Source organism: Mesorhizobium sp. B2-4-7 (genome assembly GCF_006442685.1).
Taxonomy (GTDB): Bacteria; Pseudomonadota; Alphaproteobacteria; order Rhizobiales; family Rhizobiaceae; genus Mesorhizobium.
On sequence record NZ_VFVH01000008.1, the window covers coordinates 259103 to 277529 of the forward strand.

At 61.3% G+C, this 18427-nt stretch carries 17 protein-coding genes; 13 read left to right on the plus strand and 4 right to left on the minus strand.

Features of this window, described 5'->3' with window-relative positions; translation table 11 throughout:
• Positions 1 to 4: 4 nt before the first annotated feature.
• Positions 5 to 886, minus strand: coding sequence for a DMT family transporter (locus FJ946_RS21720; protein ID WP_140501527.1), 882 nt, complete (start codon positions 884 to 886; stop codon positions 5 to 7).
• 179 nt (positions 887 to 1065) lie between these two features.
• Here FJ946_RS21720 and FJ946_RS21725 point away from each other — a divergent pair, with 179 nt between their 5' ends.
• Positions 1066 to 1572 carry a hypothetical protein gene (locus FJ946_RS21725; RefSeq protein WP_140564037.1) on the plus strand — a complete coding sequence of 169 codons (507 nt, stop codon included), beginning with the start codon at positions 1066 to 1068 and terminating at the stop codon, positions 1570 to 1572.
• A gap of 23 nt (positions 1573 to 1595) precedes the next feature.
• On the opposite strand, the gene FJ946_RS21730 is transcribed toward FJ946_RS21725, so the two are convergent.
• Complete coding sequence (locus tag FJ946_RS21730) at positions 1596 to 2924, minus strand: DNA polymerase IV (RefSeq protein WP_140564036.1); 1329 nt, start codon at positions 2922 to 2924, stop codon at positions 1596 to 1598.
• A 65-nt stretch (positions 2925 to 2989) separates the two neighbouring features.
• Between FJ946_RS21730 and FJ946_RS21735 the strand changes: the two genes are divergently transcribed.
• Entirely contained in the window at positions 2990 to 3577 is a 588-nt protein-coding gene (locus FJ946_RS21735) for a GNAT family N-acetyltransferase (protein ID WP_140518294.1), read from the plus strand.
• A gap of 94 nt (positions 3578 to 3671) precedes the next feature.
• Entirely contained in the window at positions 3672 to 5174 is a 1503-nt protein-coding gene (locus FJ946_RS21740; RefSeq protein ID WP_140564212.1) for a hypothetical protein, read from the plus strand.
• 150 nt (positions 5175 to 5324) lie between these two features.
• Here FJ946_RS21740 and FJ946_RS21745 read toward each other — a convergent pair whose 3' ends face one another.
• Positions 5325 to 5624 carry a DUF3572 domain-containing protein gene (locus FJ946_RS21745; protein WP_140501536.1) on the minus strand — a complete coding sequence of 100 codons (300 nt, stop codon included), beginning with the start codon at positions 5622 to 5624 and terminating at the stop codon, positions 5325 to 5327.
• A 236-nt stretch (positions 5625 to 5860) separates the two neighbouring features.
• On the opposite strand from FJ946_RS21745, the gene FJ946_RS21750 reads away from it, so the two are divergent.
• The 10 genes from FJ946_RS21750 to FJ946_RS21800 all read left to right on the plus strand — a co-directional run bounded on the left by FJ946_RS21750 (position 5861) and on the right by FJ946_RS21800 (position 17773).
• Complete coding sequence (locus FJ946_RS21750) at positions 5861 to 6232, plus strand: response regulator (RefSeq protein ID WP_140501538.1); 372 nt, start codon at positions 5861 to 5863, stop codon at positions 6230 to 6232.
• A 33-nt stretch (positions 6233 to 6265) separates the two neighbouring features.
• Positions 6266 to 7639 (plus strand): PleD family two-component system response regulator, encoded by a 1374-nt coding sequence (locus tag FJ946_RS21755; protein ID WP_140562440.1) that lies wholly within the window; start codon positions 6266 to 6268, stop codon positions 7637 to 7639.
• 528 nt (positions 7640 to 8167) lie between these two features.
• Complete coding sequence (locus FJ946_RS21765) at positions 8168 to 9661, plus strand: FAD-dependent monooxygenase (RefSeq protein ID WP_140564035.1); 1494 nt, start codon at positions 8168 to 8170, stop codon at positions 9659 to 9661.
• A gap of 150 nt (positions 9662 to 9811) precedes the next feature.
• A complete protein-coding gene (locus FJ946_RS21770; RefSeq protein WP_140520979.1) occupies positions 9812 to 10546 on the plus strand; it encodes a FadR/GntR family transcriptional regulator in 735 nt (244 codons plus the stop codon).
• On the plus strand, positions 10543 to 11730 hold the full coding sequence (locus FJ946_RS21775; protein WP_140520978.1) for a PLP-dependent transferase: 1188 nt from the start codon (positions 10543 to 10545) through the stop codon (positions 11728 to 11730). Before FJ946_RS21770 ends, FJ946_RS21775 begins: the two co-directional genes overlap by 4 nt.
• 29 nt (positions 11731 to 11759) lie before the next feature.
• A complete protein-coding gene (locus tag FJ946_RS21780; RefSeq protein WP_140520977.1) occupies positions 11760 to 13037 on the plus strand; it encodes a sugar ABC transporter substrate-binding protein in 1278 nt (425 codons plus the stop codon).
• Between the two features lie 180 nt (positions 13038 to 13217).
• Positions 13218 to 14141 (plus strand): sugar ABC transporter permease, encoded by a 924-nt coding sequence (locus FJ946_RS21785; protein WP_140564034.1) that lies wholly within the window; start codon positions 13218 to 13220, stop codon positions 14139 to 14141.
• The gene (locus tag FJ946_RS21790) at positions 14141 to 14989 is read left to right on the plus strand and encodes a carbohydrate ABC transporter permease (protein ID WP_140501552.1); all 849 of its coding nucleotides are present in this window, start codon (positions 14141 to 14143) and stop codon (positions 14987 to 14989) included. Before FJ946_RS21785 ends, FJ946_RS21790 begins: the two co-directional genes overlap by 1 nt.
• Positions 14990 to 14992: 3 nt before the next feature.
• Positions 14993 to 16060 (plus strand): sn-glycerol-3-phosphate ABC transporter ATP-binding protein UgpC, encoded by a 1068-nt coding sequence (ugpC, locus tag FJ946_RS21795; RefSeq protein WP_140520976.1) that lies wholly within the window; start codon positions 14993 to 14995, stop codon positions 16058 to 16060.
• 573 nt (positions 16061 to 16633) lie between these two features.
• Positions 16634 to 17773, plus strand: coding sequence for a hypothetical protein (locus FJ946_RS21800; RefSeq protein ID WP_140564033.1), 1140 nt, complete (start codon positions 16634 to 16636; stop codon positions 17771 to 17773).
• Between the two features lie 289 nt (positions 17774 to 18062).
• Here FJ946_RS21800 and rpmG read toward each other — a convergent pair whose 3' ends face one another.
• The gene (gene rpmG, locus FJ946_RS21805) at positions 18063 to 18230 is read right to left on the minus strand and encodes a 50S ribosomal protein L33 (protein ID WP_006201775.1); all 168 of its coding nucleotides are present in this window, start codon (positions 18228 to 18230) and stop codon (positions 18063 to 18065) included.
• Between the last annotated feature and the right edge of the window lie 197 nt (positions 18231 to 18427).

The window sequence follows — 18427 nt, forward strand, 5'->3', positions numbered from 1 at the left end:
CGCGCTACGATGCCGCCGCTTGCGCCGGCTTTGGCTGCCGGCGCTGCAGGTTGAGCATATTGCCCATCAGGATCAGCAATGCCCCGCCTGCGGTGAAGGCGTCGATCTGCTCCTGGTAGAGCAGCCAGCCGATCAATGCCGACAGCGGCACGCGCAGGAAATCCATCGGCGAAATGACGGTGGCATCGGCGTAGCTCAGCGCCCAGGCCATGCAGAAATGCGACGACATGCCGGTGAAGGCGATCAGCAGGATCCACGGCCACAGCTCGAGCGACGGGTTGCGCCATTCGTAGAGCGCCGGGACCAGGCCGAGCACCGACTGGATGATCAACATCCAGAAGATGATTCGCACAACGCTGTCGGTCCGCGTCAGCGACTTGACCAGGACCAGCGAGATGCCGAAGCACATTGCCGCGCCCAGCACGACCAGATGTCCCGGATCGACCGAGCCGACGCCTGGGCGCACGATGATCACGACCCCGATCAGCCCGAGCGCCACGGCGCCGAGCTTCGGCCGGGTGAGCCTTTCGCCGAGAAAGGTGACCGCAAGGATCGCCGTCCAGATCGGCGTCGTGAATTCGATCGAGATCAGCACCGCCAAAGGGATCAGCGTCAGGGCGTAGAGCCACGCCGCCTGGCCGGTATAGTGAACCACGTTGCGCGTGACATGGGCGAGGGGGCGCCCAGTGCGCATGGCGGCAAAGCCGCCATTTTGCATGACCAGCGGCAGCAGGATGAAAAAGCCGATCACCGAGCGCAGCTCCAGCACCTGGAAAACGTTGAGCTCGGCCGTGGTGGCGCGGCCCGCGACCGACATCGCCAGAAACGAGGCGATCGACAGCGCCATCCAGAACGCGGCCTTGGGGATGGAAGGGGTGGGTGCCATTTCCGCTATGTCGCAGGCCGTGGCTTTTGCCGCAACCGCTAGCAGCCGCATTCTTCTGGGCCAGCCGGATGTTGCAAAACAGTCATGTTGAAGGCGGAACCTGGCACGGCAGGGGGCGTTGAGTTCCGAATATCGGAAGTGCTTCGCAGGTGCCTTTCAATGTCGATAGGAGAATTTCGATGAGATCATTTGCGCAATTTGCGCTTGCTGGTTGCCTGTTGGTCACGGCAGGCGCGGCACATGCCGACGAGTCCAGATTTCTCCAGTCGTTCAAGGGCAATTTCACCGGCAAGGGCATCGTCAAGGTGACCACCGACGCGCCGACGGTGAATGTGTCCTGCACGTTCAGGTCAAACGCGACGTCGACCTCATTGTCGCTCGATGGCAATTGCCGAGGGCTTATCGTGGTGACGCGCGCCATCAGCGCAGACCTGAGGACTGCCGGAGCGAAATATAGCGGCACTTATGTCGGGTCTCGTACCGGGCCTGCGCAATTGAACGGCACCCGTTCGGGCAACGCGATCAATCTCGGCATCCGTTGGGCCAAGGAGGTCAATGGTGACCGAAAGGCGCAGATGAGGGTCGAGAAACGAGGCGAGAACGGCATGCGGCTGACGGTCATCGACACTGATCCGAAAACCGGCAAGAGCATAGTGACAAGCAGGATCGATCTGCAGCGCACCTAAATCTCGACAGCTGATATCCAGCATCAGTCTTCCAGCGGCTCTGGCGGGTGGGGGTCGCGGCCTTTGCCGAACGTATAGCCGGTTTCCACCGCCTTGCGGCCGAACTTGTCGCGCAGTGAATCGATGGCGCCTTCGGCCATGGCCCGCTTTCGCGACTGGACATCGACCAGATCGGGCGGATCGGCCTTGTCATCGGCGGAAAGATCGCTGACGCCTATGCCGAGCAGCCGGTATTTGGTGCCGTCGGTTTCCTTGCGCAGCAGCTCGACCCCGGTCGAAAAGATACGGTCGGCGAGCCGGGTCGGGTCGCCGAGCTGGCGGTTGCGGGTGCGGATCTTGAAATCCTGCGTCTTCAGCTTGAGCACCACCGTGCGCCCGGCGATGCCGGATTTCTTCAGCCGCGCCGAGACCTTTTCCGAAAGGCCCCGTAGCACCGAGACCAGCTCGTCCAGCGAAGCGATATCGGTGTCGAAAGTGGTTTCGGCCGATACGCTCTTGGCGTCCTGGTCGGGATCGACGCGGCGGACGTCCTCGCCGCGCGAGAGCCGGTAAAGCCGGTCGCCCATCACGCCATAGCGGCGCATGAGGTCGCCACGGTCCATCTTCTGGAGCTGGCCGATGGTGCGGATGCCGTCCTGTTCGAGCGTGGCGTTGAATGCCTTGCCGACCCCCCAGATCATGCTCACCGGCTGTACGGCGAGGAAACCCACGGCTTCCGCTTCGCCGATGACCGAGAAGCCGCGCGGTTTGCGGAAATCCGACGCCACCTTAGCCAGGAACTTGCAGTAGGACAGACCTGACGAAACGGTGATGCCGATCTCCTTCTCGACGGCCAGCGCGAAACGGGCCAGCACCACCGCCGGCGGCAGGCCGTGCAGCCGTTCGGTTCCGGCAAGGTCGAGAAACGCCTCGTCGATCGAGAGCGGCTCGACCAGCGGCGTCAGCGCCTGCATCATGGCGCGCACCTCGCGCCCGACGACCACGTATTTTTCCATATTGGGCGGGATAACCACCGCTTCGGGGCAAGCCTCGAGCGCCTTGAACATGGGCATGGCGGAACGCACGCCCCTTATCCGGGCGATGTAGCAGGCGGTGGAGACGACGCCGCGCTTGCCGCCGCCGATGATCAGCGGCTTGTCCTTCAGCGCCGGGTTGTCGCGTTTTTCGATTGCCGCATAGAAAGCGTCGCAGTCGATATGGGCCAGATGCAGCCGGTACAGCTCGGGATGACGGGCAAGCCTGGGGCTGCCGCATCGCTCGCAGCGCTTGGCGTCGCTGCGCTGAAAGGCCAGGCAGTCGCGGCAGAAACCGTGATCAGGATTATTGACAGGAGCCGCCATCGCTGCGAACATAAAGAGAACAAACACAATGGTACGACAGTGCAAGGCTAGCGACAAGCTTGGCCTGGGGAGAACGCATGAGCACGACCATAGTGCCGCTGGCGCCTGAGCTCTGGCCTGAATTCGAAGATCTCTTCGGCAAGCAGGGCGCCTGCTACGGCTGCTGGTGCACGCATTTCCGGCTGGCGCCGGCGGCTCGTCGCGAAAGCAGCCGCGAACGCAACAAAGACCACATCAGGGCGCGCATCGAAGCAGGCCCGCCACCGGGCATGCTGGCGTTCGAGGACGGCAAGGCAGTCGGCTGGATGCAGATCGGGCCGCGCGCCGACGTGCCCGAGTGGAACAACCGGGGCCGGGGCTCGGCTCCGGTCGATCCCGCGGACGCATCGGATCCGAGCGTCTGGGCAATTTCCTGTTTCTTCATCCGCGCCAAGGCACGGGGCCGGGGCATCAGCCATCGCCTGGTCGAAGGCGGCATCGATTTCGCCCGCAGGAACGGCGCGCGAATGGTGGAAGCCTGCCCGATAGACCTGTCGAAGGATTCACGCTCCATCGGGCTGTTCGTGGGCTCGTCGCGCGTGTTCGAGAAGGCCGGGTTCGAGCGGCTCCTGGAACGCAAGGCGGGCCGGCCGTTGATGCGGCTGGTGCTGGAGCCGAGCGCCTGAACTTCGCCGTCTTGCAGTTGTGACGGTCTTTCCCTACCAGAAGTAGGAGACGATTTTGCCTTTTCGACCAAACGGAGAATTCTACGTGAACCGGATGTTGCCAATCGCCTTTACCGCGCTTCTGCTCAGCGCGCCCGCTTTCGGCCAGAGCGTCGACAGCCAGGGTGCGAAGCAGCTATCCGAGAACCTGTCCCGCTATGTCGGCAAACAGGCGCTCGACAAGGGCATTCTGAAGGTTTCAGTCGAAGGCGGCGCCTACAAGATCGTGTTCGATTTCAAGGCGCTCGCCGGCACCTTGCCCGACCAGAAGCTGTTGAAATTCGACTTTGCGCCCTACGCCCTGCTGGTCAAGCCGCGCAGCGACGGGACCTGGGATGTCTCGATGGATCTTTCGCACAGCGCCTCCTTCGAGTTCAACGGGCCGCAGGGGCTGCAGAGCACGCAATTTTCTATCAAGGACGGCAAGGGTTCCGGTGTCTACGACCCCAATCTGGCGGCCTTTACCAGCGGCACCAGTTCGATGGCGGGCATGACGATGGTGTCGCAAGATGCCAAGCAGCACATGGAAGTCAGCGCCGACGGCGGCACCGCGACCATGGCCGCCACCAAGGCTGCCAATGGCGGGGTCGATTTCGCGTTGTCGCAAAAAGTGTCGAACTTTGTCGAGGCGATCAAATTCGACGATCCCGAAAGCGGACTGAAATTCCCGGTCACCGTCAAATCACCGGAACTGTCGGTGGATGCCAAAGGCAAGGGCGTGCAGACCAAGCCGCTGCTCGATCTCCTGGCATTTGCCGTCGCCAATGAGAATGAAGCCACGCTGAAAGCCAACCAGGCACAGCTCAAATCGCTTCTGCTCGCCGCGCTTCCTGTGTGGGAGCGCATCGACGGGACATACGGGTTCAAGAATTTCGCGGTCGAGAGCCCGGTCGGCACGTTCGGTGCGGCGCAGCTCAGCACCGCCTTCGGAACGGATGGCGTCGCCCAGAGCGGTACGATCGGCTACGGGATCAAGGCATCTGGGTTGACCGTGCCGCAGCAGCTTCTGCCGAACTGGAGCATGGCGCTGCTGCCGACCGATATCGACCTGAACTTCGGCGGCGCCAATATCGATCTCGACAGCATGGCGAAGAAGGCAATCGAAGCCTTTGATCTTAACAAGAACCCGCCGCTGTCGGCCGAATTCGGAGAGCAGCTCAAAACCGACTTCATGGCCAAGACGCCGAAGGTCGTCATTGGCCATAGCACCATCAAGAACAAGGATACCGAAATCGCCTTGGAAGGCGAAATGACGTTTCCTGGCGAGAAGCCGGAAGCCAATGTGACGGTGGACGTCGCCGGCTTCGACAAGATCGTCGAAGGCCTGCAGGAAGCGGCGAAATCGGAACCGGAGGTGGCGCAGTACGTCCCTGTGGCCCTGATGGTGAAAGGGTTCGGCAAGACCTTGACGGACGGCCGTATGGAATGGGTCATCAACGCCAAGCCGGACGGTTCGGTCATTGTCAATGGCGTCATGCTGAAGCCGGCCGATACAGCCGAGGACGACAGCATTGACGATGGCGGCGACGAGACGGACCAGGCGGACCCGACACCGTAGCCACTCGGCTCACCAAAGCGCGTCGCCTTCGAACGGATTGGCGCGACGCGCCTCAAGCCTTCGTTTTATACTTGTCGCTCAGACCGGGCGGGCGACAAGAGTCAGACTTCGCTCGACCTGGCGATCGGGGCGCCGCCTTGGGATCGTCACTCATATGGAATGCTCGTGGTTATCGTCGCCCAGCGGCAGCGCGCGCAACGCCTTGCCGACGGAGGCCGGTGGCGTGCCGGTTTCCTCGGCAAAACGCAGCAATGTGGGTTCGTGGGCGAGAACGAACTGCAGCACACCGGCCAGAAATCCCGGCTCGCCGGCAGCTTTGCGGATCGAATGCGCCTCGATGCCGGTGATCGCCAGGAAGCGAGGCAGCAGTTCGGGATCAGAGGCGACGAAGGCCAGAGCCTTCACGGCAATGGTTTCGGCCTCTTCGCGCATTGACGCTGCGTTTGCCATCATTACCTTTCAGGGTATGCGGAATGTGAGTCTCTTCCGCAGTAATGGCAAGCGTCGCTTGCGGCAAGTCGTTACCTCTTCAGTGCGGGACCCGAGGTGGAAACGGAGCAGCTTTTCTCGCCGCAGGTTTCCGTTTCGTCAATCATATTGCCGTAGAGTCGAGTAGGGTTTGGTGCGTCCCGGAAGGGCGCATAACGGCCGCCTTCGAGCGGAACAGCGGCCGGGACGGGATATCGATGCCTAAGAAGGTCATGATCGTCGAGGACAATGAGCTCAACATGAAGCTCTTTCGGGACCTCATCGAAGCAAGCGGTTACGAGACAGTTCGCACCCGCAACGGTCTGGAAGCGCTCGATCTGGCGCGTCAGCACCGGCCGGATCTCATTTTGATGGACATCCAGTTGCCTGAAGTGTCTGGGCTGGAGGTGACGAAATGGCTGAAGGAAGACGACGACCTGCACGTCATCCCGGTCATTGCCGTCACCGCCTTCGCGATGAAGGGCGACGAGGAGCGCATCCGCCAGGGCGGCTGCGAGGCTTATATCTCCAAGCCGATCTCGGTGCCGCGCTTCATCGAAACCATCAAGTCCTACCTGGGTGATTCCTGATGCACCTTGCCGCCAAAGCCGGAGCCTTGTGAAATGACCGCTCGGATTCTCGTCGTCGACGACATCCCTGCCAATGTCAGGCTGCTGGAGGTTCGGCTGCTGGCCGAATATTTCGAGGTGTTGACCGCCACCAACGGCCCGGATGCGATCGAGACCTGCGAGAACGGCAAGGTCGACGTCGTGCTGCTCGACGTCATGATGCCGGACATGGACGGCTTCGAGGTCTGCCGCCGCCTCAAGAGCGATCCGGCGACGTCGCATATTCCAGTGGTAATGATCACCGCACTCGACCAGGTTTCCGACAGGGTGCGCGGGCTTGAGGTCGGCGCCGACGATTTCCTGACCAAACCCGTCAACGACCTGCAACTGATGACGCGCGTCAAGAGCCTCGTCAGGCTGAAGTCGCTGACCGACGAGTTGCGGCTGCGCGCTTCGACCACGCGCAACATCGGCATCGAAGAGTTGCTCAGCCGCAATTTCGCCTCCGAGGACACGACGCCGAAAGTGCTTCTGATCGATGAGCGCAAATCGTCGATCGAGCGCGTCCAGAAGATGCTGCGCGACTGTGCTGACCTGGATGTCGCCAGCGATCCGCATGCCGGCTTCTTCCAGGCGGCGGAGACGCCCTATGAATGCGTGATGATCTCGACGAGCTTCGCCGATTTCGATCCGCTTCGGCTCTGCTCGCAACTGCGCTCGCTCGATCGCACACGCTTCCTGCCGATCATCCTGCTGGCGGAGGAGGGCGAGGAGGAGCGCATCATCCGTGGTCTCGAACTCGGCATCAACGACTATCTGATGCGGCCTATCGACCAGCAGGAACTGACGGCGCGGTTGCGCACCCAGGTGCGCCGCAAGCGCTACAACGACCAATTGCGCGCCAGCGTGACGCAGACGATCGAAATGGCGGTGACCGACGGGCTGACCGGGCTGCACAACCGCCGCTATCTCGACAGCCATCTCCAGACGCTGTTCGACCGCGCCGTGGCGCGGCGTCGGCCGCTGTCGGTGATGATCACCGACCTCGATCGCTTCAAGTCGATTAACGACACGCACGGCCATGACGGTGGCGACGAGGTGCTGCGGGAATTCGCGCGGCGGCTGCGCAAGAACGTGCGCGGCATCGATCTGGCCTGCCGGTTCGGCGGTGAGGAGTTCGTAGTGGTCATGCCTGACACCGATGGAGCGATCGCCGAAAAGGTGGCCGAACGCATCCGCGCCGAAATCGCCCAGATGCCGTTCGTCATCGGGCCTGACGGCAAGGCCATCGAGGTCACCGTCAGCGTCGGCGTGTCGTCGGTGCTGAAGGGGGTGGATACGGTGGCGGCGCTGATGAAACGCGCCGATCTGGCGCTCTATGAAGCCAAGAGCGGTGGCCGCAACCGCGTCGTCGCCAAGGCTGCCTGACGGACCGGGTAAGAGTATCCGTCAATCCGGCAAGGTTACCCATTTACCTTAATCCAAGCGATTCACGAGGCTTGGTTAAGAAACTGTTGATTTTCATAAGCTCTTGCGCAAATGTGCGGCCACAGACAGAGCGACGCCGGCACGAGGACAGACAGCCGGGTCGATCAAAAAATACCCCATGATGCTCAGGTCCGCCGCATCTCCTGGGTCCGTGGGGTCGGCCGGCCGGCGCTGGCACATAGTGGCCTCCTCGTACCGCTGCCAAACGCCGACCGGCCCCCTTTCAAAATAGCATCAGGATTCTGCGCCAAGCTCCGGATATGAGGAGCTTTTTGCGCACAGGATATCGACAGCATTTGGACTGTAAAAGGCGAGCCACGATGTGAAGAGCTGCGGCGCACGCTCTCTTGCCATCCGGCGGAGGGCGTTGCTCCTCACTTCATACATATGGCGCCCAAGGGGCTTGCTTCAAGCCCGGGTTCCTCCCGTAAAACCGCGGCCCTAGCCAATGGGAGCGGAGTGACGGGAATGCGTGCACCGACAGATGGATCGCGTCGAAATCATGCGGTGATTGTCGCCGGGGGCGGCCCGACAGGATTGATGCTGGCAGGCGAACTCGCATTGGCGGGCATCGACGTCGCCATTGTCGAGCGGCGCCCGACCCAGCAGCTGATTGGCTTGCGCGCGGGTGGCCTGCACGCACGCACAATCGAGGTGCTCGACCAGCGCGGGATCGCCGACCGGTTCCTCTGCCAGGGGCGATGCTTCCCGACCGTCGGCTTCCACATGATCCGTTTGGACATCAGCGACTTTCCCACCCGGCACAACTATCTGCTGGCGCTGCGGCAAAACCACATCGAGCGGATATTGGCCGACTGGATCAGCGAATTGGGGGTGCCGATCCATCGCGGACAGGAAGTCACGGATTTCATGCAGGACGACAGTGGCGTGGATGTGGGGCTTTCCGATGGCCGACGGATGAAGGCGCAGTACCTCGTCGGATGCGACGGTGGACGCAGCACGATGCGCAAGGCGGCGGGCATCGAATTCGCTGGATGGGATCCGACGATGAGCTGGATGATCGCCGAGGTCGAGATGTCGGAAGAACCGCCATTGGGCTTTCGCAGCGACGCCCACGGAACCCATGCGATAGGCAAGATCGAGGACGGCGACCGGTTGGGGATCGTGCTGACCGAGAAACGACTGATCATCGGTGGTGAACCGACATTGGACGATCTCCGCGAGGCGCTCACCGTTATCTATGGCACCGATTTCGGCGTCCACAGTCCGACCTGGCTCTCTCGTTTCACCGATATGACGCGCCAGGCTGCCGCTTACCGCGACAGACGTGTCCTGCTGGCCGGCGACGCTGCGCATATCCATCCCCCAATGGGCGGACAGGGCCTCAACATCGGCGTGCAGGACGCGGTCAACCTGGGATGGAAGCTGGCCCAGGTCGTCAAACGGGCATCACCGGACAGTCTGCTCGACAGCTACCATGCCGAGCGCCATCCGGTCGCCGCCCGCGTGTTGCGCAACACGATGGCGCAGGTCGCGCTTCGCCGCATGGATGACCGCACCAAAGCCCTGGGCGACACCATCGCCGAACTGCTCGCCATGGATGAACCACGCAAACGAATCGCCGCAGAGATGTCCGGCCTGGGTGTCCACTACGACCTCGGGGAGGGGCACGCGCTGCTTGGGTGGCGAATACCCGACCTCGATCTGCTCACCGCCAGCGGGCCGGTGCGGCTGTTTACCTTGCTGCACCATGCCCGGCCGGTGCTGATCAACCTCGGCACGCCCGGCATGCTGGACATCAAGCCATGGGCGGATCGGGTCCAGCAGGTCGACGCCGTGTACGACGGCGACTGGGAGCTGCCAGTTCTCGGGGCCGTCGCCGGGCCCGACGCGGTGCTGATCCGCCCCGACGGGTACGTGGCATGGGTTGGTTCCGGAAGCCAACAGGGACTGGCCGATGCGCTGACCACCTGGTTCGGGCCGCGCGTTGATGCGGCGTAGCAGGGTCGAGGCCGGCCTGGCGCATCGCCCGCAAACGCGTGCTTGTCATGCGTTGCGAGCTTTTACGGTTTTAGGTCTCCTGACATCCCGTTGACAGGAGGTATCATCTGTGCAGAAATTGGTTGGACCATTGGACCACTTGGAACGCGCGTGGATCAAAACAGCCTGCCACCTATTCAGACGACGGCGCGTGACGACGCCGTGCTGAAGGCGTTGGTAGGCTTTGTTCGTGCCGAGGCCCTCCAGCCGGGCGAGCGGCTGCCAACGGAACGCATCCTGGCCGAGCGGCTGAAGGTCAGCCGCAACACGGTGCGCGAGGCGCTGACGCGCTGGGAAGGGCTCGGGCTGGTCGAGCGCCGGCAAGGCAGCGGCACCTATCTCAAGGCAGCCGTTTCGCCGGACATGTTGCATCTGCCGCTGACGCTTGCGGGCGGCAACGACTTCACCAGCCTGATGCAGACGCTTGAAATCCGTCGCGCGCTGGAGGCGGAAGCCGCCGCCCTTTGCGCCGAACGCGCGAGCCAGACCGATATCGCCGAAATCGAGCGCAAGCTCGACATCATGGAGCAGGCGTTCCGCACGCGCGAGGGCATGTCTTCGGAAGAGGACTGGGAGTTCCACCAGGCGATCTACAGGGTTTCCGGCAACCCGCTGTTCGAACAGATCATCGCCGCCATGCACGAATTGTTCCACCGCTTCTGGGAGCATCCGCTGGGCGTGCGCGATTTCGGCCACGCCAGTTTTCCCTATCATCGGACCATTTACGAGCGCATCGCCGCGCGCGACCCGCACGGCGCCCGCGGCGAGGCGCTCAAGCTGATCGCCACCGTCGAGGACGATCTGAAGCGCGGCGCCGCCAAACTCAAACTTTCGAGCCAGACATGAACGAACATCCCTCAGGTTTCGATCACGACTATCTTGCCGAGGCGGCGACGCTTCTGGCGCATGACGAACCTTTCCCGGGTGGGGCGGTGGTGCCGCCGATCTACCAGACATCGCTGTTCACCTTCGCCAGCTATGCCGAGATGGCGGATACTTTTGCCGGCAAACGGAAGCAGCCGATCTATTCGCGCGGCGACAATCCGACGGTGATGGAGTTCGAGGCACGCGTCGCCGCGCTCGAGGGCGCCGAGGCCGCGCGCGGCTTTTCCAGCGGCATGGCGGCGATCAGCGCCACGGTGCTCGCCTTCGTCGGCGCCGGCGAGCGCATCGTTGCGGTGCGCAATTGCTATGGTGATGCCTATCGGCTGTTCGAGCGGCTTTTGCCGCGGCTCAACATCAGGGTCGACTATGTCGACGGCTCCGATCCGGATGCGGTGGCGGCGGCCCTTCCGGGCGCCAGGCTGCTCTATCTGGAGAGCCCGACCTCGATGATGTTCGAGTTGCAGGACCTGGCTCACCTGACCCGGCTGGCGAAGGAGCAGGGCATCGTCACCACGATCGACAATTCCTGGGCGACACCGGTGTTCCAGAAGCCGATCACGCATGGCGTCGATCTGGTGCTGCATTCGGCTTCGAAATATCTCGGCGGCCATAGCGATACGGTCGCCGGCGTGGTGGCAGGCTCGGCCGCCCACATCAAGCACATCAACGAGCAGACCTATTCCTATCTCGGCGGCAAGCTTTCGCCCTTCGAGGCCTGGCTCTTGCTGCGCGGGCTGCGCACGCTGCCGCTGCGCCTGCCGCATCACATGAAGAGCGGGCTTACCATCGCCGAGCGGCTGAAGGCGCATGGCAATGTCGAGCGCGTGAACCACCCCGCCTATTCGAACCATCCGGGCAAGGCGACGCTTGCTGGTTACGCGGGGTTGTTCTCCTTCGAGGTCACCGAGGATATCGACATCCCCGTCTTCGTCGATGCGTTAAAATATTTCCGCATCGGCGTGAGCTGGGGCGGCCATGAGAGCCTGGTCGTGCCGGCCAAGGCGTCGCTGGAGCAGACGCCGGGACTGAATTCGATGGCGCGCTTCGGCGTCAGCCCCCGAACAATCCGCTTCAATGTCGGATTGGAAAGTGTCGAGGACCTGTGGGCCGACGTGGCGCAGGCCTTCGAAAAAGCCAGAAAATAACAAGCCGCTTCAAAATGGGAGTCTTGAAGATGAAAAAACTGACCGTCATGCTTGCCACAGCCGCGGGATTGGCGATTTCCGCCGGAAACGCGCTGGCCGATTCGACCCTGAAAATGGTCGAAGTCATCACCAGCCCGCCGCGCACGGAGTTCCTGAAGAAGCAGATCGCCGAATTCGAAAAGGCCAATCTCGGCATCAAGGTCGAGCTGATCTCGCTGCCCTGGGGGCAGGCTTTCGAAAAGTTCCTGACCATGGTGCAGGCAGGCGATACGCCCGACGTGGTCGAGATGCCGGAACGTTGGATGGGCCTCTACGCCAACAACGCCCAGCTCGAGGATCTCGGCCCGTACATGGCCAAGTGGGACGACGCCAAGACGCTCGGGGAGCGCGCCAAGCAGTTCGGCTCGACCGTCAATAACACCCAGTTCATGATCCCTTACGGCTACTATGTGAACGCGCTGTTCTGGAACAAGAAGCTGTTCAGGGAAGCCGGTCTCGACGGCCCGCCGGCCACGCTCGACGAGTTCGTCGCCGATTCCAAGAAGATCTCGGCGTTGCCCGGCAAATACGGCTACTGCCTGCGCGGCGGGCCCGGCGCCTTCAATGGCATGCACATGTTCATGAACATCGCCGCCGGCAAGGGCGGCTACTTCAACGAAGACGGCACCTCGACCATCAACGAGGAGGGCTCGGTCAAGGGCCTGCAGATGCTGGCCGACATGTACAAGCAGGGCCTGGCGCCCAAGGACGCGGTGAGCTGGGGCTTCAACGAAACCGTCACCGGCTTCTATTCCGGCACCTGCGCCATGCTCAACCAGGATCCGGACGCGCTGCTCGGCATCGCCGACAAGATGAGCGCCGACGACTTCGCCGTGGCGCCGCTGCCGGTCGGGCCGAGCGGCAAGTCCTATCCGACGCTCGGCTATGCCGGCTGGGCAATGTTCGCCAATTCGCAGCACAAGGACGACGCCTGGAAGCTGATGGCGACGCTGCTCTCGCCCAAGGACAATCTGGAATGGGCCAAGGAAGTCGGCGTCGTCCCGATCCACAACGGCGCCGACCAGGATCCGCATTTCAAGACCGAGCAGTTCAAGGGCTGGTTCACGGAGCTCAGCGACAGCGCCAAGTATGAAATGGTGACGCCGCCGACGCATCTGGAGAACCTCGGCAATTTCGTCGACCAGGTGGCGATCAAGAATTTCCAGGAAGTGCTGCTGGGCCAAAAGACGGCCAAGGAGGTTGCCGACCAATGGGCCGCCTTCCTGACCAAGGAACAGCAGGACTGGATGGCGAAGAACAAGAAGTAGTTTTTCTTCCTTCTCCCCGTTCACGGGGAGAAGGTGGCCCGATAGGGCCGGATGAGAGGCGGCGCTACGTTCTGTCAGCCTGGCGCTGCCCCTCATCTGCCTGCCGGCATCTTCTCCCCGTATACGGGGAGAAGGGTGCTGTCGGCTTCGCCGGCACCCACTCACCACTGTTGAGCCCAAATGACCTATGCCGTTTCCGAAATACGACCCGCCGGGAGGCCGCGCCGCAAGCGGCTGACGCACGCTGCCACCGAACCCTGGCTTTATCTCAGCCCGGCGATCATCCTGCTGGTCGTGGTGCTTTTGGTGCCGCTGGTCATCGGCATCAGCTATTCGTTCCGTAAGTTTTCGGCCTTCAAGTCGGAATATGTCGGGCTCGGCCAGTACCAGGCGATGCTGTCGGATGCCGTGCTCGGCCAGGCGCTGGTCAATACGTTGTGGTGGACGCTCTCCAGCCTGTTCTTCCAGTTCTTCCTCGGCCTTGGCCTGGCGCTGCTGCTCGACAAGCCGTTTCGGGGCCGCAAGGTGGTGCAGGCGCTGGTGTTCCTGCCCTGGGCGGTGCCGTCCTTCCTGTCGGGCCTGACATGGGCATGGCTGTTCAATCCGATCATCGGGCCGCTGCCGCACTGGCTGTTCGCGCTGGGGCTGAAGGCCGAGTCGACCAACGTTCTCTCCGATCCCTCGACCGCCATGTGGGGGCCGATCGTCGCCAATGTCTGGTTCGGCATCCCGTTCTTTGCCATCACGTTGCTGGCGGCACTGAAATCCATTCCCTCGGAACTGCATGAGGCGGCAGCGATCGACGGCGCCTCGCCTTGGCAACGCTTCACCAAGGTGACGCTGCCGTTCCTGGCGCCGACCATCGCCATCACGGTGATGCTGCGTACCATCTGGATCGCCACTTTCGCCGACCTGATCTTCGTCATGACCGAGGGCGGGCCGGCCGGGTCGACCAACACGGTGCCGGTCTACATCTATGTCAGTGCCTTCAAGTCGCTGGACAAGGGCTACGCATCGGCGGTTGCCGTGCTGCTGCTCGTCCTGCTCATTGCCTATGCGATTGCGCTGATCGCCATCCGCCGCTCTCTGGTGAGGCACGTCTGATGATTGCGGGACGCTCATCTTCGCAGCGCTTCTTCGGCGGCGTCGGGCTCTATGCGGCCATCGCGGCCTATGTGATCTTCGCCCTGTTCCCGATCTTCTGGACGCTGAAGATATCGGTTACACCGGAACGGCTTCTCTATTCCGAAGGCATCACCTTCTGGCCGTCGCAGATGACGTTGCAGAACTTCGTCACCGTGCTCGAGGCGACCGACTTTCCGCGCTATTTCCTCAACAGCGTCATCGTCTCGGTTTCGACGGCTGCACTGGTGACTGTCATCGCGACGCTTGCCGGCTATGCCATGTCGCGCTTCACCTTTCGCGGCAAGGCGGCACTGGCGCTGATGCTGCTTTTGACCCAGACTTTCCCGCTAGTCATGGTCATTCCACCGATCTATCGCGTGATGGGCCAGATCGGCCTGATCAACAGCCTGACCGGGCTGATCATCATCTACACCGCCTTCAATACCGCGTTTGCAACCTTCCTGATGCAGTCCTTCTTCGACGGCATACCGAAGGACCTGGAGGAGGCGGCGATGATCGACGGCTGCACACGCGCGCAGGCGATGCGCCGGGTGATCGTGCCGCTGACGCTACCCGGCATGGGCGCCACGCTCGGCTTTGTCTTCACCGCTGCCTGGAGCGAACTCCTGTTCGCGCTGATGCTGATCTCCAGCGATGACAAGAAGACCTTCGCCGTCGGCCTGCTCACCTTCATCGGCAAGTTCGCCGTCGACTGGGGGCAGATGATGGCGGCGTCGATCCTGGCGCTGATCCCGGTCTGCATCTTCTTCGGCTTCCTGCAACGCTATCTCGTCACCGGTCTCACCGCCGGCGCCGTGAAGGGATAATCGATGGCTTCCGTTACGCTGGAAAAAGTCCGCAAAGACTATGGTGGCGTGCGTGTGTTGCACGCGGTCGACCTCGACATCGCCGACGGCGAGTTCGTCGTCCTCGTCGGTCCGTCCGGCTGCGGGAAATCGACGCTTCTGCGCATGATCGCCGGTCTGGAGGAGGTTTCCGATGGCGAGATCCGTATCGGCGAGCGGTTAGTCAACGACGTCGCGCCGAAGGACCGCGACATCGCCATGGTGTTCCAGTCCTACGCCCTCTATCCGCATATGGACGTGTCTAAGAACATGGGCTTCAGCCTGATGCTGAGGAAGGCAGAGAAGCAGGCGATCGACGCGCGTGTCGACGGAGCCGCCAGGCGGCTTGGGCTGGACAATTTCCTGCAACGCCTGCCGCGCCAGCTTTCCGGCGGCCAGCGCCAGCGCGTCGCCATGGGCCGGGCCATCGTGCGCGATCCCAAGGTCTTTCTTTTCGACGAGCCGCTTTCGAACCTCGACGCCAAGCTGCGCGTGCACATGCGCGCCGAGATCAAGGCGCTTCACCAGCAACTGAAGACCACGTCCGTCTATGTCACGCATGACCAGATCGAAGCCATGACCATGGCCGACCGCATCGTCGTGATGCATGACGGCGTCGTCCAGCAGGTCGGCGCGCCGCTCGACCTCTATGACCGGCCGGCCAACATGTTCGTCGCCGGATTCATTGGCTCGCCCGGCATGAATTTCCTGCCCGCGAGTGTTGAGAAGGGCGGCAAGGCGGATGCAGTGCTGTCCGATGGCCAGAAACTGCGATTGCCGGATGGCCTGCCACTCAGGGAAGGCGATGCGGTTACCGTCGGTTTGCGGCCGGAGCATATAAGGCTGGCGGATGACGGCCCGCTGCAAGGCGAAGTGGTGGTGGTCGAGCCGCTCGGCCTCTCGACGCAGTTCTACGTCAAGCTGGCCGGCCAGCAGCTTTGCGTGTTCGCCATGGGCCGCGCCGGCGTGAAGCCTGGCGAGACGGTGCGGCTATCGGCCGATCCGGCGGCGCTGCATGTTTTCGACCCGAAAAGCGCCGACCGGGTAGGGTAGGGGCGCGGCCGCCGAGCGGCCACTCTGTTGCCCGCTGGGCACATTCTAACCATACGGCCTTTTGACGAGTCGAAACTTGCTTGACCCGGGCCAACCGCTTTGCGGAGCCACATTAATAGAAACCTCCTCCTGCCGCCATCATGTGGCGTCCTTTCATCAATCAGTTTGGTTCTTGAATCGCCGCAACGCGGCGGGGGGGAGATTTATAATGCCTGCGAATAACAATTCCGCCGACGCTCGTATCACTGAACCATGCCGCGAGAATGACCAGCCTAGGCCGGTGAACCGGTATGTCAGAAGACGGCTTCCGTCTGCCATCACGCTCGGAGACCGGAGAATTGCTTTCATACGCAGCGAAATCACGGAACAGATTCAGTCGCGAATTGACGCCTAGCGGACAGCGAGGGCAGCAGTATCAAGCCACGCTCTATCCCAGGGCGGCCGGCAAAGCAGCCTAAATCTCTTTGAACTCCACCGTCCGCGGCGGGATATGAGCTAGGCTCAGCCGTTTGGTATTCTTGATTTCTGGTCAACTGCCGCCCTACTTTGGGCCATCATCAGGGACCTAGACGAATGATCTCGGTTTGCGGATACATCGGGGCGGTGATCGGTTGGAAGGCGCTCGAAAATGCCGGCGACATCCTAGATAAGATCGGCGAGACGCTGTTTGGCGGACGTTATAAAGCGATCTACGAGGACGTCGCATCCAAGCTGCGCGCTCATACAGGCGCGGTTCCAGCAAACCACGATTTGGAGCACGCCATTCGACTCAGTGAACTCACCTCTTCACTCGTGATGGTGCGCATGTATGTCGATACGCAAGAGGCCGACCAGTTGCGGCTTGGCGGACGGCCGCCGGAGCGTCGCGCGAGGATTCAGTTCGCTAGTGCCGCGCGCCGCTATCTGCATAAGCAGATCGGATTGGGCGGGCCATTCAAGCTAGAATCCAACAAGGACGTTGTCGATGAAATAGAGACAAATTTGGACGGCGCGCTATCGGCTCGCGACTTTGCAGCGGTCCAGGCGAGTCTGGATGCAGCGTGCAAGCGCGTTCTGCGCGATCTCATCGCTGGAACGGAGCAGGGAAAGGACCAACTGGCCGTTCCTGCCGATTTCGCGTCATTTTTTCGTGGAAAGGCGACGGATGATGAGCCGGGCTGGGCTCTTATTTTCCTTGCCTTCATGCGGGAGGCATTGAAGCAAAATCACAAAGCGGAGGTCGCCTTCATCGCGTCTCGCCTTGGGTATTTGCGCAATTCGCTACCGAAACTCGAAGCCAAATTTGACCAATTTTTGCAGATAGCGAATTCGATAAAGAACGACACATCTGATATTAAAGATGATATATCTAAAATCCTAGCAATAGTTCAGAGACGTGAGTCTTACGTAATTGGTGGAATCCAGTTTGAATTTCCTATTAAAATTGAAATAGCCATAAATGATCGTGGAGAGCTTATCATTTTCCACAGTCGGCCGTTTAACGATGATTTGTCTAAACTCGAATTCAATATGGACGAAGATCGACTCTCTCTAATCATGATTAAAGGATTCTCTTGTAATATACCAATACGATCTGAGTTATCTGTGTTTATGAGAAAGTCTACTCAGGCTCTAATGGTGCTTGTGAACGAGGAAGGTGGAAATCTAGTCGAGGGTGACTACGTGCCATTGCATGTCATGAAAAGGTACTTGGAACCACTTTCTTGTGGCTAGGGCAAAGCTGCGTAGAGACAAATTCTCTGGATCCTTGCTGAGGCGCCGTGGCTTTTGTCGTGGAGATTTATGCGGTGACGACGCGCACGCCTTTCGCGGTTTATGAGAGCCGCTCGACAAGGCCCCTGCCTCGCGCGGGCTTTGTGACTATAGCAGCCCTATCGGTAGCGCGATCCATTACGTTGGCCGTTATGCTGGGTTTGACTACCATCCAATGAAATCAATGCTTTAGGAACAAAAAAACGCCGCCCGATGGGCGGCGTTTCGGCATTCTCTTGGAAAAACCAGATTACTTGATCTTGGTTTCCTTGAACTCGACGTGCTTCTTGGCGACCGGGTCGTATTTGCGGAACGACAGCTTGTCCGTCTTGGTGCGGCTGTTTTTGCTGGTCACGTAGAAGAAACCGGTGTCGGCGGTCGACAGAAGCTTGATCTTGATGTTTGCGGCTTTGGCCATGGTATCAGTCCGTTTGTTCGTGGGGTTTTGGCCGCTGGAGCACGGGCAAACACCCGGACGCGGGAAACTTGCCGCGACACATAAAGAACGCGCCCGGAAAGTCAAGCCCGACGCGCCTCGCTGTCGTAAGCAGATGAGTTGTCCGGATTAGGTAGCACGTGAGTTGTCCGGTTTTATCGCCAGCGGATGGAGGCTGG